Here is a 16,360-nt window from a genome sequence, read left to right on the forward strand (position 1 = left end):
ATTAATTCGGTTTTCTGCCGTTAATCATTTCGAATAATTCCAACGCATTCCCATCTGTCAGAAGGGAAACATAATGACAGATATGAAGCAAACGCTCGTATAAATTTGTTTTCTCCAAATGGTGCTTTTCCGGCAGCATTTTTAGAAGCAATTTATCATAATTGGATGCTTTTCCTTCATATTTGTTATTGAAAGCGGTAATGAATTTATCCAGTAAAGTCTGGATGATCTGGTAACCGACAATTTCTTTCTCGATCACTTCACGGCTCTGGTAGATTTTTTCAACACTTAATTTGATAATATCATCCATTTGGGCTTTGTATTTGCTTTTATCTGTTAAAGCAAAGGGAAATTTTCCGGCCAGGATTGCTTCTTCGTTTTCGATAAAAACATCAACAGCATCATTAATTAAGGCACCAATTGCTAAGGCACGCAAATAGCTGATTCGGTCTTCTTTGGTTTCCAGCAATTTATATTTGGCTACACCAATATTGTCTTTTACGAGTTTTATTAAATATTCCAAGGCATAATCTTCTGACACCAGACCCAGATTGATTCCGTCTTCAAAATCTATGATCGTGTAGCAGATATCATCGGCTGCTTCTACCAGATAGGCCAAAGGATGTCTTTCAAAACCGATATCATCTCCGGATTTATTGGCGATCATTCCCATGTCTTTCGCTACTTCTTCAAAAAAGGCTTTATCCGTCTGGAAGAAACCATATTTTTTATCGGCAATATTCTGAGTGGGCTTTTTAGGTAAACTTTCTTTCGGATATTTCATAAAAGCGCCCAGAGTTGCATACGAAATCCTTAAACCGCCTTCAATTCCCGGACGGCTCGCTGTAAGGACTGAAAATCCGTTGGCGTTTCCTTCAAAATCGATTAAATCCTGCCACTGTTTGTCGGTCAGTTCTTTTTTATACTGCTTTCCGTTTCCTATCGAAAAATATTCTCCGATCGCTTTCTCGCCTGAATGTCCGAAAGGCGGGTTTCCGATATCATGCGCCAAAGATGCAGCGGCTACGATGGCTCCAAAATCATTCATATGATACCCATGAACTTCTTTGAGGTACGGATATTTTTCGATGATTTTTTTCCCAACCAGACGCCCCAGGGAACGCCCAACCACCGACACTTCTAAACTGTGGGTCAGTCTTGTATGCACAAAATCTGTTTTGGAAAGCGGAATGACCTGCGTTTTATCCTGCAATGATCTAAAGGCGGACGAAAAGATAATACGGTCATAATCTACCTCAAAACCCAATCGGGTATCGTCTTGCTCTATACGTAATCTTTTGCCGGTGTCGCCTTGCTTTTTAAGAGATAAAAGTTGTTCCCAGTTCATTTTCAATTTTAGATTTCAGATTATTGAGTTTAGATTTTTGATCTAAACACCAAAAATACGTTTTATTTTAGGACAATGCTGAATAAAAATAGGCCACCGATTAATTTGATTTAAAAAATTAAATGCTTTTGTCGCCACGAATTTCACGAATTAATTAAACACATTGATTTTCGGTAATTAGCGAAATTCGTGGCGATAAAACCGAAACACCAATTATAAAAAATCATTATAATCTGCGTAATCTGTGGCAAAAAATATTAAAACTCTAATGCTGTACTATGTTTGATTTCGCCCATTACAAAAATACTGTTGGTGTTTCCGATATTTTCGATGGTCGATAATTTATTCATGACAAAATCCTGATAACTAGTCATATCCTGCACTAAAATCTTCAGCATAAAATCATAATCCCCGGCAATATTATAACATTCAATAATTTCGGGAAGTGCCACAATATCTTTTACAAAATTGCTTCCGACATTTTTTGCATGCTCTTTTAAACGGACATTACAAAAAACGGTCATACCGCGGTTCATTTTTTTCTTGTCCAAAAGTGCCACGTATTTGGTAATGTAGCCGTCGCGTTCCAGTCTTTTGATACGTTCATAAACCGGCGTAACGGTCAGGAATAATTTGGCAGCAAGGTCTTTTGTGTTGATATTGGAGTTCTCCTGAAGGTACTTCAGGATTTGCAAATCGGTTTTGTCCAGGTTTTCCATAGTAATTTTTACGGCTAAAAGTTCTTTTTAAACCATTCGTCAGTAATATAATCTTTTAAATCATTCTTTTTAAACACAATTCACTGAAATAAAAGCCAAATTTAAGTATTATAATCTAATACAATACATTTGTTCAGTAAAAAATACTGAATCAAAATGAAAACAAACAACTTAGGTTATCCAAGAATTGGCAGTAACAGGGAATTAAAAAAAGCCAGTGAATTATATTGGGGAGGAAAAATTTCGGTTGACGAACTGATCCGGACCGGAAAAGACATTCGCCGCACCAACTGGCAATTACAGGCTGAAGCGGGCGTAGATTTAATTCCGTCTAATGATTTCTCCTTTTATGATCAGGTGCTTGATTTAACGTTGACTTTGGGAGCAATTCCGGATCGTTACGCTGATTTTGCCAAATCAAATTCTTCGATAGATTTGTATTTCGCCATGGCGAGAGGTGCACAAAAAAACGGACAGGATGTGGTAGCGATGGAAATGACCAAATGGTTTGACACCAACTATCATTATATTGTTCCTGAATTTACAAAAAACCAAAAGTTTACATTGTTTTCAGAAAAAATAATTACCGAATTCAAAGAGGCCAATGCTTTGGGAATTGCCACAAAACCGGTTTTAATCGGACCTGTTTCTTATTTGCTTTTAGGGAAAGAAAAAGAGGAGGGCTTTCACCGGATTGATCTGATCGATGCATTACTGCCTGTTTATTTTGAAATTTTCGAAAAGTTACAAGCCGAAAATGTCGAATACATTCAATTAGACGAACCTTTTCTGGCTTTGAATTTAACGGATAAAGAGCGTAAGACGTTCACGGAAGTGTATCATGAAATCAATATCCGTTTTCCAAAAATTAAAATCATCCTGGCGAATTACTTTGATTGTTTCGGAGAAAATCTGGCAACGGCTTTAGCCTTGCCGGTGGACACTTTCCATTTGGATTTAGTGCGCTGTCCATCGCAATTAGATGATATTTTAGAATCCGGCCAGCTGGATCCGAAGGTAAATCTTTCCCTGGGAGTTGTGGACGGAAGAAATATCTGGAAAAATGATTTCAAAAATTCCTTAAGCCTTATCCAAAAAGCAACGGATGCATTGGGAGAAAAAAGAGTATTGATTGGGCCGTCCTGTTCTTTAATCCACAGTCCGTGTGACCTGGATCTGGAAACGAACGATGCAACCCTGACTCCCGAAATCAAACAATGGCTGGCTTTCGCCAAACAAAAAATCCTGGAAATTGTACTGTTGAAACAATTTGCTTCTAATGAAACAGATATTAAAACTTCGGCTGCATTTGAAGAAAATACCGTTGCTAATGAAAATCGCAAAACTTCAAAATTAATTCATAATAACAGTGTAAAAAACCGCGTTGCCAGTATTTCAGCTTCCGACGACAAACGTAATAGCACTTTTGCAACGAGAAGAAAAAGCCAGATTGAGGCTTTAAACCTTCCGTTGTTCCCAACGACAACAATTGGTTCCTTTCCACAGACTGCAGAAGTACGAAGCTGGAGAGCTAAATTCAAAAAGGGAGAATTAACAGCGGAACAATACAACGACTTAATCGAAAAAGAAACCGAAGCGACTATTCGTTTTCAGGAAGAAACCGGTATCGATGTCCTGGTTCATGGTGAGTTTGAACGCAATGACATGGTGGAATATTTCGGAGAACAACTGGCCGGTTTTACTTTTACAAAAAACGGATGGGTACAGAGTTACGGCAGCCGTTGCGTAAAACCTCCGGTTATTTATGGTGATGTATCGAGACCCACGCCAATGACGGTAAAATGGTCTAAATATGCACAATTCCTGACGCCAAAATGGGTAAAAGGAATGCTTACCGGACCTGTAACCATCTTACAATGGTCCTTTGTCCGTAACGATCAGCCGCGTTCTGAAACCTGTACGCAGATTGCTCTGGCGATTCGTGATGAGGTGGTGGACTTAGAAAAAGCCGGAATCAAGATTATTCAGATTGACGAGCCTGCCATTCGCGAAGGCCTGCCTTTACGAAAAGAAGAATGGGCCGCTTATCTGGACTGGGCGGTAAAAGCTTTCCGGATCTCTGCCAGCGGTGTAAAGGATGACACGCAGATTCACACTCATATGTGCTACAGCGAATTCAACGATATCATTCAGAACATTGCCGACATGGATGCTGACGTGATCACCATCGAATGTTCACGCTCCCAGATGGAGCTTTTAGATGCCTTTGCCGATTTTAAATATCCAAACGAGATCGGACCGGGAGTTTATGACATTCACTCTCCGCGTGTTCCGTCTAGTGAGGAAATGGTAAAACTGCTTGAAAAAGCGGCCGATGTTATTCCGGCAGACCAGCTTTGGGTAAACCCTGATTGTGGTTTAAAAACACGTCACTGGGATGAAACCAAAAAAGCACTTATCGAAATGGTAGCTGCTGCTCAGGAAATGAGAACTGCCGTAGAAAGTGCTGTTTAATCAATACCTTATTATTTAGATAATTTTTGTTTTTTTAGTGCCAACGGTGGAGTCGAAAATCTTGTAGTTATGATTTGTTTCGACTTCACTATGTTGGCATTTTTTTTTACCAAATTATTTTCAAGAGCGAACTCACACCTGTTAGTTTTTTTTTGAAGCAGAAAATTGCAGTATTCAAAATAACCTCAGTCCCGCTATCCGCTGTATCTGTTGTGGCGAACGCCGCCACAACAGGATGCCGCTTCTATCGGGGCTACCCTGGAAAACCTTATTTTCAAAATATTCTAACCTTAAAACACAAAAAAGCACTCCAATGGAGTGCTTTTATTCTGAATAACAATTAATTTAAGATTAGAAGTTTTTAGAAACTCCAATGTTAAATGTTTTTCCAAAGTTGAAATTAAAACTACTAACATCAGGACCGTTATTATCGTAGCTTAATGTTTCGTATTCTAAACCACCAATGCTGAAGTTTAAGCCAAAACCTTTTTTCATGTTAATGAAAAGAGCCGGAGTTACACCAACATACATACCATCTGCTTTAGATTTTGCGAAATCATTTCCAGGTCCGTAAACTTTAGATTTAATATTTTGAAAACCAGCACCCATATCTGCAAAAATAGAGAAAGTCTGGCTTAATGGCACTGAGTAACGCACAAATGCACCTGCTCTGAAACCATTATCTTTTATTTCTCTTGCACCGTTGTCATCATTAGCAGAAGAAACTGTGAATTCACCCCCAACAGTCCAGTTATCATGGAATTGGTAACCTACTTTTGGAGAAAAACTAAAAGTACTTGTTTTATCTTCGTTAAATTGGTATTCTGCCTTCTCAGAAGTATATCCGATACTACCACCTACTAAGATTGTTCCTTTTTGAGCATTTGCAAAACTGCAGATAGCCAATGCAGCCATCACTAGAATTTTTTTCATTTTGTTTTATTTTAATTTTAGCAATGCTTTAACAATAACAATGCCGTGCTACGGGAGAATTTATATTTTATTTAAGAGTTCTTTGAAAGACTATTTTTAGCAATCAAAGCTATTTCTGTTTACTTTTGCAGTAAATAAAAAGTTATGTCGATAGAAGTAAACAGTATATCAAAAAGTTACGGAGCACAAAAAGCCCTTAATGAAATTTCATTTAAAATTGAGAAAGGTGAAATCGTCGGATTTCTGGGTCCGAATGGTGCCGGAAAATCAACTTTGATGAAAATTTTGACTACTTACTTACTTGCTGATGGCGGCTCAGCCCTTGTAAATGGTCATGATGTCATGACAGACACTAAAGCGGTACAACTTTCAATAGGGTATTTACCGGAGCATAATCCGCTATATCTGGATTTGTATGTTCGTGAGTATTTGGCATTTAATGCCGATGTTTACCATGTTGAAAAATCAAGAATTGAAGAAGTAATTCAACTGACAGGACTGTCAGCTGAAAGTGATAAAAAGATCGGACAACTGTCTAAAGGATACCGTCAGCGTGTGGGATTGGCCAACGCTTTGCTGCACAATCCCGATGTTTTGATTCTGGACGAACCGACTACAGGTCTGGATCCGAACCAGTTAATGGAAATTCGAAATGTAATTAAAAATGTGGGGAAAGATAAAACCGTTTTCCTGTCAACCCACATCATGCAGGAAGTGGAAGCCATCTGCGACCGTGTCATAATTATTGACAAAGGACAAATTGTGGCCGATAAAAAATTAGATAAGTTAATTTCTGAAAACAAAGAACAAGTTATCGAAGTAGAATTCGATTACCAGATAGAAGAACAATTACTGGCCCGACTGGAAAACATCAGTTCTTATAAAAACATTCATGATATGACCTGGGAGCTAACTTTCGTTACTGAAAAGGATATGCGTCCGATGATTTTTGATTTTGCAAACGCCAACGGATTAAAGACACTACAACTGAATCAGAAAAATAAAAACCTGGAAGCGGTGTTTAGGGAGATTACTAAATAAGTTTACAGTCTCAGTCCCGGTTTACAAATAAAATAAAAGAAGCCCGTTTAAAATTTTAAACGGGCTTCTTTTTATTTTATCAAATTTTTAAGATATATCGTGTACAATAACGACAAGACTATTACTGAAAATCTGATTATATTTTTAACAACAACACTCTTGAGATTTACTGAAGGCAATTCAGAATTTGTTTTAAGAAAAAAAATAATTATTTTTTTATAATCCAGCAGCATTAAATATAAAACACCAATTGTTAATAATAGCGATTCTAACAACGCTCCGGCATTCATTTGATAAAAAACATTAATTAAAGTCAAATTAAAAAGCACTGAAAACAAAATGACAGCTCCCGGTAACACTGTTCTTTTGAATAGCAGCAAACAACCGCCAATAATCTGAATACTGGCTATTAGGATTCCATACGCGTGCGAATATCCAAAATAAAACCAGGTCAGCCATTCTCCACTTTGCTGATTCATTGGCCTATTCGAAATTTCTGCAGGGACGATAAACTGAAGGCCGTAAAACTTTTTCCAGCCAAAGGCGATAATACTAAAAGCAATGCAATATCTAATGGCAGCGTACATAAATCCGTAAATCTTTATGGAGTTCTGTGTTTTCTTTCGCTCTGAAAAATGCCATAAAAGCGGAAAAAGCAAAGCGCTTACTAAGGAAATACCAATCATTGAAAAAACTAAGACCGGTGGCAGCCATGGAATATTTCCTCCGTTACCAAGTAATAATAACAAAGCGGAAAACTCCAGGGCTAAAATTAAAGATGTGCTGATTTTTTTTCCAAATGAATTTGAAATCTCTAAAAGTGATTGTTCTGACATTGTGTTTCTGTTTAAGTTAATATGGAGCAAATTTGAATATTAATTAAACAGCAAACGTTCCGGTGTATGCAGACGAACGTATTAAAGTTCTTTTTCTGCTGCTCCGGAATGTAACTTCACAAATTCAGTTGGAGAAAATCCGGTGTTTTTTTTAAATGTGGTGTTAAAGGTAGTTTTCGAGTTAAATCCCGATTCGTAAGCAATGCCTAAAATATTTAACTGATTGTATTTTTCAGAAAGCAGCAGATTTTTAGCTTTCTCAATCCGGTATTTATTTATAAAATTATAAAAATTGTCGCCATACAATTCGTTAATAACAAAAGAGGTTTCATTACAACTGGCATTCAAATTTCCTGCAAGTTTTGGCAGACTTAAATCATTGTCTAAATATATTTTTTTTTCCTCTATAAGTATTTGCAGCTTTTGGTTCAGTTCATTCAATCGGTCCTCGGAAACTCTTTTGGGAGGCTCTTTTTTATCTGTTTTGATACCAGACAAGTCATTTAATTCACTTTTACTAAAATCGAAGACCTCTTTTTGCTGCAATGAAAAATAAGCCAGAAAAAAAACGCTAAAGAGATAAATGAAAGGTGTAAACTGAATGAAGTCGTCTAAATTGAAAAACACAAGATTAAACCAGGCTATCAGGATAAACAATAAAACCAATAAAAAGGACTTTAGCCAAAATAGATTAATCCCTTCAGTTGAAGATGTGAATGTATGTATGTTTTTTAAGTGATGCTGCAGTCTTGTGAACGACAAACACCAATAAATTATGGTCTGAAGCGGCAATGCAATTTTCAGAATAAAAAAGACCACTTTTGCTGTTCCATCACTAAATTCAAAATTTTCACCTGTTACAAAAAAAGGAAATCTAAAAACGCAAAAAATCAGAAACGGTAAAAAATGCCATACATATTTCTTTTTTATTTTTTTTTCGAATGATGTAAAACACAGAATGCTGATGTACAAAAAGGGCGCAGTAAGGAATCGTATCAGGCCTATCATTTCAAAAAGCGCGGGATGTTTTAAATGAATTTTTTGATAAAATAATGGCACTTCAATCATAGCCAAACCAAGGGTTATGACAAATAAGCCAAGGTATCTGTTTGCGGTTACATTTACTTTTCCGAAATGAGCAATAAGCAAAAAGCCCAACAAAAATGCAGCTCCTGAAGTGATACCCATTATAATTGGAAAATTCATCATATAAAAATCATCAAATTTTAGTATTGCAAAAAACTATTCAGCTCCTCCTTTATGCATTAATTTATAGCCAAAATAGCTTGTTTCATTTCTTCGATTATAATTTTAATATCTTTCTCTGAAGTTCTCCAGTTGACAAAAGAAGCTCTTATTCCTTTTCTGTTTTGATAAACTGTTGGTGTCATAAACACTTTTCCACTATCATTTAGCAGCGTCAGAAACGAAGCGACTTTCTCCTGATTGTGATCGCCTTTCAAAGTAAAACAAACATTATTAAGGCGAATTGGCGCGAGGAGCTCAAAATGATCCGCTTCAATGAGTGCATTTCCAAAATGCAAGGCCATATGAACGCTGTTTTCTACAATATCACAAAAACCTTCTTTTCCATAGGCCAGTAAAGAAAACCAAACCGGCAGCGCCCTCAGACGTCTTGAATTTTCCGGCAATACATTCAAATAATTGAAATTCTCCAGCGGATTGCCCAAATAAGGCGCATTCGAGTTCTGGAACGTTTCGATTTGCAAATTCACATGATCCTTTTTTACCAGATAAAAAGCACTTTCATACGGCACGTTCAGCCATTTATGACAATCTATTGTGATGCTGTCTGCATTTTCCCAGCCTTCCACTAAATGTTTAAATTTATCAGACACCGCTGCAAAGCCTCCAAAAGCAGCATCAATATGCCACCAGAAATTATACTTTTCCTTTAGCGTTGAAATCGCTTTAAAATCATCGAAATCGGCTGTATTTACTGTCCCTGCGCTTGAAATTAAAATAAAAGGTTTTCCGTTTAAGGCTTTTATTTTTTCTTCTAAATCAATAGTATCGATAGCCTCCCGATTTCCTTCGATGGTCTTAATGACACTGTAATTCTGGCTTCCGATTCCCAGCATCGCTAATGATTTTACAGCCGAAGAATGTGGTGTAGCCGTCAAAATATTCAGGGTTTCAGAAATTCCGTTCTTAGCAAAATCTTTTCCAGACTGAGCTCCAAACCATTGTCTTGCAATTCCGAGGCAGGTAAAATTAGACATTGTGGCTCCTGTTACAAATCCGCCTAAAAATGTTTTGGGCAGATCAAACAATTGCAGCAACAGATGAATCGTTTCAAATTCAATCAGTGCTGAAACTCCGCCTTGTGCTTTTATCGCCTGCGTATTCTGGTCATAAACCGAAGCCAGCCAATCTCCGACAATGGATGCCGGTGTTGATCCGCCGGTCACAAATCCCAGATATCTTGACCCTGGAGAAGCAACCATTAAGGGTGCCATTCGCTCGTTAAATTCTCTTAAGGCTTCTATTGAACCAAGACCTAACTCGTTTAAATCGCGTGTTGGATCAATTGTATTTTTATTTGATGTCGGAATGTTTTCCAAATTATTCAAAAAACCAATTCCCTGCTGTTTTGTTTTTTCTAAGATATTTTCGAAGTCGTTTAGATCTTGTTGAAGTATGGCATTCATTTTTATTTTGTTAGCTGTATTTTTAATTTTGTTTTATGCAGATTTTGCAGATAAAGCTGATTTTTTTTATTTACCGGAAAGAATAACTTTATGCTACCATTTCGTTTTTTCAGAAAATCGGGCAACCATCATAGAAGAAATTACATCGCCATTGGCATTTAATAAAGTGGCAATGGGGTCAACCAGAGTCCCTAAAATCATGGCGACGGGCAAAGCCTGTTCCATTGGCAGTCCGTAGACTGTAATAGCCAGAACTTCTCCTATATAGCCCCCATTTGGGATTCCGCCTTCTACAATCGAAACGATTACAGTAATTCCTAATGCCAGAAGTATGGTGGATGGTGAAGTAAAATCTTTTCCAAACATGGCAAAAAGGAAGGTTATTTTTAAAATAGAGGACATACTCGAACCGTCTTTATGCAAAGGCCCTCCCAGCGGAATAACGAGGTTTCTGATATGTTTTGGTATGCTCATTTTTTCGGCTGCCTCAAGATTTGCCGGAATTGTTGCAATGCTGCTGCAGGTTCCTACCGCTGTTAAAGAAGGCGTAATATTATTGCTCCAGAAAACGATAAAAGCTCTTTTTCCTCCGGCAACCAAAGCATACAAACTAAAAAACACAAAGAAATAAAAAACGCAGGCTGCGTAATAAACACCCAGTGGTTTAGCATAAAGTCCGAATAATTGTGGCCCGAAAACCCCAACCTGATAGGCAAAATAAGCCCCTAACCCTATTGGAGCCAATTTCATAATCATAGTCAGAAGCTGTTTCATGACTTCATTTCCCGAATCGAGAAAACCTCTGAAAGCACTTCCTTTTTCTCCCGACTGTAAGCTTGCAAATCCGATCAGAAAAGAAAAAATAATCAATGCCAGCATGCTTTTACGGGACAGTAACTCAAAGAAATCATTTACCGTAAGCAATTGTGCAATTTGCTCCCCAATACTTCCGGATTGAATATTTTCCAGCGGAACTTTAGAAATAATAATACTCTGATGAATAGGAAAAAGATAAACTGCCACAATCATAACAAGTGCTGAAATCAGAATGGTGCTTAAAAAAACCGCAATCATAATCATGAAAAGCTTTCCCAGTTTTTCTGTCTGCTCCAAATTGGCTACAGAAGAAGCAATGGTAAAGAAAATAAGCGGAATAATAGCCGTAAAGAGCAGGTTTAGGAAGATATCTCCAAGAGGTTTTATAACCTCAACTTTGTCTTTAAAAATTAACCCGAGAATGCTTCCGATTATAATACCTCCCAGAAGTAATAAAATGCTGCTGTAGCTTTTTAGAAAATTGATTTTTTTAACTTCCATAATTTTAAAAGAGTATTGGATTCAGGATTAGAAACGTGAACTAAAAAATCAATTAAATTACTTAAAAAAAGAGCACTAAAACGAATAAGTCGTTTTTTTCTTATTTTTCCAAAACGATAGTGGTAAAAGCCCTGTCCATAAATTCGCCGGTTTTGCTTTTTACTTTTTCGGTTAAGGTTTCGGTGTAAACAATTTTAAATGCTGTTTTTTCGATTAACTGCTTTGCTGTTTCTGTGCTGTAAAGGGTAAATTCGTATGCTGTAAACGGTAGCTGCTTCATGAAACTTTCCTCCGCAAATGTTAAGCAGAAATTTCCAGCTGCCTTTAAAATCCTGTAGATTTCCATGAGAAATTTTTCAGGTTCCTGCCAAAAATAAATAGTGTTTACGGTGAAAATTTTATCAAAAAACGAATTCTGAAACGGAATTGCATTTCCATCATAAAGCGAAAAGAAAGCCTGTTTTTGAGAGACCAAATTTCTATTGATCCGGCGCGCCTCCTGAAACATTAATTCAGACATTTCGAGTCCGTAATAGGTTAATTTTTCAGCTTGCTGCATTACAAATTCTACATGGCCGGCATTTCCGTGACCCAGTTCCAGAATTTTGTTTTCTGCTGCAATATTTAAGTTCTGAATCGAATGACGGGTCATGTTGATGTTGGTTTCATGCATCATGTTCGCCATCTCAATTCCTTTTTCTCCGTTGGGGTGTTTGAGTTGTGCCGCGATTGCTTGTAATTCTTCTTTTTTCATAAACTTAATTTAAATTCCAAATAAAAAATTGCTTCGCCAATTCGCTATCGCTCGTGCCCAAATTCCAATCTGTTTGGTCATTGCAGGGAACGAAGCAACCGCACTAAAATAAGCACTACGGAGATGCTTTTATGAGATTGCTTCGTTCCTAGCAAGGACCTTAAAAAATACGGCTCGCAATTTGGCGGATATTCTCTGATTTTCCCATGGAATAATAATGCAGTACCGGAACTCCTGCCGCTTTTAATTCTAGCGACTGCTGAATCGCCCATTCAATTCCGACTTGTTTTATCTCTGCATTATCTTTGCATTTATCCACTTCATGAATTAAATCTTCCGGTAAATCTATTCGGAAAATCTGTGGCAGAATCTGTAAATGTCTTTTCACAGCGATAGGTTTGATCCCCGGAATGATCGGCACGGTAATTCCCATTTCTCTGGCTTTTGCCACAAATTCGAAATATTTAGTGTTGTCGAAAAACATTTGCGTTACTACGTAATCAGCTCCGGCATCTACCTTTTCTTTAAGTCTTTTCAAATCCGACTGAAGCGATGGCGATTCTAAATGTTTCTCCGGATAACCGGCAACTCCAATACAGAAATCAGCTTTGTTATCGATATCCATTACTTCATGCAGGTATTTTCCCTGATTCAGCAAACTGATTTGTTTTACCAGATCGATCGCGTAATCATTCCCTCCTGCTTTTGGAATAAAATATTGTTCGTCTTTCATGGCATCGCCCCGCAAAGCCATGATGTTATCAATTCCTAAGTAATTACAATCCACCAGAAGATATTCTGTTTCTTCTTTGGTAAAACCTCCGCAGAGTACGTGAGGTACGGTATCTACATTGTACTTATGTTTTATAGAAGCGCAGATTCCAAGCGTTCCAGGGCGCATACGGGTCAGTTTTTTGTCTAATAGTCCGTTGCCTTTGTCGATGTAGATGTATTCTTCGCGTGAAGTGGTTACATCAATAAACGGTGGTTTAAACTCCATCAACGGATCGATATTATCGTATAATTCCTGAATGCTTTTCCCCTTCTGAGGCGGAATAATTTCAAATGAAAATAATGTATTTCCTTTGGCGTTTTCTATATGTTCTGTTACTTTCATTTTTAAATTATGAGTTATGAGTTATGAATTTTGAGTTTGAATTGTGTAAAAAATCTGAATCAAAAAACGTAAATCAAATATCTTTTTTGTTTCAGGTTTCAGGTTTCAGGTTACTTTGGATATCCTGAAACCTGAAACTAAATAAACCTGAAACTATTTTAATCTGCTATATTAGGGTTCAACCACTTCATCGCGTAATCTGTGGGAACATTTCGTCGTTTGGCATAATCGACCACCTGATCTTCTTTTATTTTTCCGAGTCCGAAGTATTTGCTTTTTGGATTTCCGAAATAATAACCCGATACGGATGATGCCGGCCACATGGCCATACTTTCCGTTAAGGTTACACCAATTTCTTCAGCTACATTCAGAAGTTTCCAGATTGTTGGTTTCTCCAGGTGATCGGGACATGCCGGATAGCCCGGTGCCGGACGGATTCCTTTATAATTTTCCTCGATTAGATCTTCTGTCGAAAGTGATTCTTCTGCATCATAACCCCAGAAATCCTGACGTACTTTTTCGTGTAAATATTCCGCGAAAGCTTCAGCAAAACGATCCGCTAATGCTTTGACCATAATCGAATTGTAATCGTCCAGGTCCTTTTCAAATTCGGCTGCCCATTCGTCTACGCCAAAACCGGTTGTAACACAAAATGCGCCGATATAATCTGTAATTCCGGAATCTTTTGGCAGAATAAAATCAGACAAAGCGATGTTTGGCGCTCCTTTTGTCTTTTGTGACTGTTGACGAAGGGTCAGGAATTTCTCCAGTACTTTTCCGTTTTCATCACGCAATTCGATATCATCGTCATCAATCTGGTTCGCAGGGAAAATACCGTAAATTCCTTTGGCGGATAGTTTTTTCTCTGCCAGAATCACTTTTAACATGGCCTGAGCATCTGCAAAAAGAGAAGTTGCTTCTGTTCCCACCACCTCATCGGTTAAAATCGCCGGATATTTCCCGAACAATTCCCAGGTTCTGAAAAATGGGGTCCAGTCGATATACGGAACCAAAACATCCAGTTCGACTTCAATAATTTGTTTGCCAATTACTTTTGGTTTAACTGGCGTATATTCGTCCCAATCCAGTTGGAGTTTGTTTTTACGGGCCTGTTCAATCGTCAGGAAGTTTTTATCTCTCGAACGATTTAAAAATGTTTCCCTAAACGCATCATATTCTGCCCGAATATCGCTTGCATATATTTTACGGTTATGATCTAACAGATTTCCTGCAACGGTAACGGCTCTCGAAGCATCGTTGACGTGGATTACGGTTTCCCTGTATTGCGGAGCGATTTTCACGGCGGTATGCGCGCGCGAAGTGGTTGCCCCGCCAATCATAATGGGAATTTTAATTCCCTGTTTGTCTAATTCTTTGGCCAGGTACACCATTTCGTCAAGCGAAGGGGTGATCAGTCCGCTTAATCCGATAATGTCTACATTGTGTTCAATCGCTGCAGCAATAATTTTTTCCGGAGGCACCATAACCCCAAGATCTACAATCTCGTAATTGTTACAGGCCAAAACCACCGAAACGATGTTTTTACCAATATCGTGAACGTCCCCTTTTACGGTTGCCATCAGGATTTTTCCGTTTCCTTGTTTGTCGCCGGCTTGTTTGCTGGCTTCAATATACGGCAATAAATACGCCACGGCTTTTTTCATTACACGTGCCGATTTCACTACCTGAGGCAGGAACATTTTTCCGCTTCCGAATAAATCTCCAACCACATTCATTCCCGTCATCAAATTGATTTCGATCACTTCAATTGGTTTTGTTGCAGCTAAACGTGCCTCTTCGACATCAATTTCTATAAAAGCATCAACTCCTTTTACCAGGGAATGCGTGATACGTTCCTGAACCGTTCCTAAACGCCATTCCTGAATCGCTTTTTCATCTGATTTTACTTCGCCTTTTACGTTTTCAGCAAAATCTAAAAGTCGTTCCGTTGCGTCGTCGCGTCTGTTCAGAATTACATCTTCAACATGCTCCAGTAAGTCTTTTGGAATATCATCGTAAATCGAAAGCATTTCCGGATTTACAATTCCCATCGTCATTCCGTTCTGAATGGCGTGGTATAAAAATACCGAGTGCATGGCTTCACGAACGGTATCATTTCCTCTGAAAGAAAACGAAACGTTACTTACTCCTCCACTAATATGGGCATGTGGCAGGTTTTCGCGAACCCATTTTGTACCTCTGAAAAAGTCCAAAGCGTTTAAGCGATGTTCTTCCATTCCGGTGGCAACGGGAAAAATATTCAAATCGAAAATAATATCCTGCGGAGGAAAACCAACTTTATTAACCAGAATATCATACGAACGCTGACAAATCTCCACTCTTCGTTCGAAATTATCGGCCTGGCCCACTTCATCAAAAGCCATGATAATCGCCGCCGCTCCGTAACGTTTGATTAATTTGGCGTGGTGTATAAAGGCTTCTTCGCCTTCTTTCAAAGAGATCGAGTTGACAACGCTTTTTCCTTGTACTACTTTTAGACCTGCTTCGATGATTTCCCATTTCGAGCTGTCAATCATAATCGGCACTCTCGAAATATCAGGTTCGGATGCAATTAAATTCAGGAATTTTGTCATTGCCTGAACGCCATCCAGCATTCCTTCATCCATATTAATATCGATGATCTGTGCTCCTCCTTCTACCTGCTGTCTTGCAATATCAAGCGCCTCGTCATATTTCTCTTCCTTGATTAATCGAAGGAATTTTCGCGAACCGGTTACGTTCGTACGCTCGCCAATGTTTACAAAAACACTGGTTGGCGTAATGATTAAGGGTTCTAATCCTGCTAATACAAGGTCTCTTCTGTTTTCTGCCATTTTTTCTAAGTTACTAAGGTCCTAAGGTGCTTAGGGTCTAAGTTTTTTTTATTCTTTATTTTCTTTCCTGCAAGGTTTTCAAAACGTTGTAGGTGTTTTTTTCTTGTGCATGTCCAATAAAACCCGTTCAATCCGTGAAATCTGTGTCAAAAACTTAACGGTTTGTTTTATTCACGTATCATAAAAGGTTTGCCACGAATTCCTCTAATTCCCTCTAATTTTTTCTTGCCACTGATTAAAGGATTATTGCAGATTTTTTTTATGTGTTTCCGGTAAAATCCGTTTAATCCGTGAAATTTGTGCCAAAAACTTAA

12 protein-coding genes are annotated in these 16,360 nt (G+C 38.0%); 2 read left to right on the forward strand and 10 right to left on the reverse strand.

Annotation, left to right across the window (positions count from 1 at the left end; translation table 11 throughout):
* Position 1: 1 nt before the first annotated feature.
* Entirely contained in the window at positions 2-1,348 is a 1,347-nt protein-coding gene (locus LPB89_RS00655) for a deoxyguanosinetriphosphate triphosphohydrolase (RefSeq protein WP_230699820.1), read from the reverse strand.
* Between the two features lie 257 nt (positions 1,349-1,605).
* On the reverse strand, positions 1,606-2,067 hold the full coding sequence (locus tag LPB89_RS00660) for an Lrp/AsnC family transcriptional regulator (protein WP_230699821.1): 462 nt from the start codon (positions 2,065-2,067) through the stop codon (positions 1,606-1,608).
* 156 nt (positions 2,068-2,223) lie between these two features.
* On the opposite strand from LPB89_RS00660, the gene metE reads away from it, so the two are divergent.
* Positions 2,224-4,542 carry a 5-methyltetrahydropteroyltriglutamate--homocysteine S-methyltransferase gene (gene metE / locus LPB89_RS00665; protein ID WP_230699822.1) on the forward strand — a complete coding sequence of 773 codons (2,319 nt, stop codon included), beginning with the start codon at positions 2,224-2,226 and terminating at the stop codon, positions 4,540-4,542.
* A gap of 351 nt (positions 4,543-4,893) precedes the next feature.
* Here the strand turns inward: metE and LPB89_RS00670 are convergent, their stop codons facing one another.
* The gene (locus LPB89_RS00670) at positions 4,894-5,475 is read right to left on the reverse strand and encodes an outer membrane beta-barrel protein (protein WP_230699823.1); all 582 of its coding nucleotides are present in this window, start codon (positions 5,473-5,475) and stop codon (positions 4,894-4,896) included.
* Between the two features lie 144 nt (positions 5,476-5,619).
* On the opposite strand from LPB89_RS00670, the gene gldA reads away from it, so the two are divergent.
* The gene (gldA, locus tag LPB89_RS00675; RefSeq protein ID WP_230699824.1) at positions 5,620-6,516 is read left to right on the forward strand and encodes a gliding motility-associated ABC transporter ATP-binding subunit GldA; all 897 of its coding nucleotides are present in this window, start codon (positions 5,620-5,622) and stop codon (positions 6,514-6,516) included.
* Positions 6,517-6,587: 71 nt separating this feature from the next.
* On the opposite strand, the gene LPB89_RS00680 is transcribed toward gldA, so the two are convergent.
* The 7 genes from LPB89_RS00680 to metH all read right to left on the reverse strand — a co-directional run bounded on the left by LPB89_RS00680 (position 6,588) and on the right by metH (position 16,046).
* On the reverse strand, positions 6,588-7,352 hold the full coding sequence (locus tag LPB89_RS00680; RefSeq protein WP_230699825.1) for a hypothetical protein: 765 nt from the start codon (positions 7,350-7,352) through the stop codon (positions 6,588-6,590).
* 81 nt (positions 7,353-7,433) lie between these two features.
* Positions 7,434-8,561 carry an AraC family transcriptional regulator gene (locus tag LPB89_RS00685; RefSeq protein WP_230699826.1) on the reverse strand — a complete coding sequence of 376 codons (1,128 nt, stop codon included), beginning with the start codon at positions 8,559-8,561 and terminating at the stop codon, positions 7,434-7,436.
* Between the two features lie 56 nt (positions 8,562-8,617).
* The gene (locus LPB89_RS00690) at positions 8,618-10,024 is read right to left on the reverse strand and encodes a pyridoxal-dependent decarboxylase (protein ID WP_230699827.1); all 1,407 of its coding nucleotides are present in this window, start codon (positions 10,022-10,024) and stop codon (positions 8,618-8,620) included.
* Between the two features lie 93 nt (positions 10,025-10,117).
* Positions 10,118-11,341 carry a dicarboxylate/amino acid:cation symporter gene (locus tag LPB89_RS00695; RefSeq protein WP_230699828.1) on the reverse strand — a complete coding sequence of 408 codons (1,224 nt, stop codon included), beginning with the start codon at positions 11,339-11,341 and terminating at the stop codon, positions 10,118-10,120.
* Between the two features lie 100 nt (positions 11,342-11,441).
* The gene (locus LPB89_RS00700) at positions 11,442-12,095 is read right to left on the reverse strand and encodes a class I SAM-dependent methyltransferase (protein ID WP_230699829.1); all 654 of its coding nucleotides are present in this window, start codon (positions 12,093-12,095) and stop codon (positions 11,442-11,444) included.
* 160 nt (positions 12,096-12,255) lie between these two features.
* Positions 12,256-13,212 carry a methylenetetrahydrofolate reductase [NAD(P)H] gene (gene metF / locus LPB89_RS00705; protein ID WP_127337827.1) on the reverse strand — a complete coding sequence of 319 codons (957 nt, stop codon included), beginning with the start codon at positions 13,210-13,212 and terminating at the stop codon, positions 12,256-12,258.
* Between the two features lie 158 nt (positions 13,213-13,370).
* Positions 13,371-16,046, reverse strand: coding sequence for a methionine synthase (gene metH, locus LPB89_RS00710; protein ID WP_230699830.1), 2,676 nt, complete (start codon positions 16,044-16,046; stop codon positions 13,371-13,373).
* Positions 16,047-16,360: the final 314 nt, after the last annotated feature.

Source organism: Flavobacterium sp. ENC, from assembly GCF_020991415.1.
Classification (GTDB): Bacteria; Bacteroidota; Bacteroidia; order Flavobacteriales; family Flavobacteriaceae; genus Flavobacterium.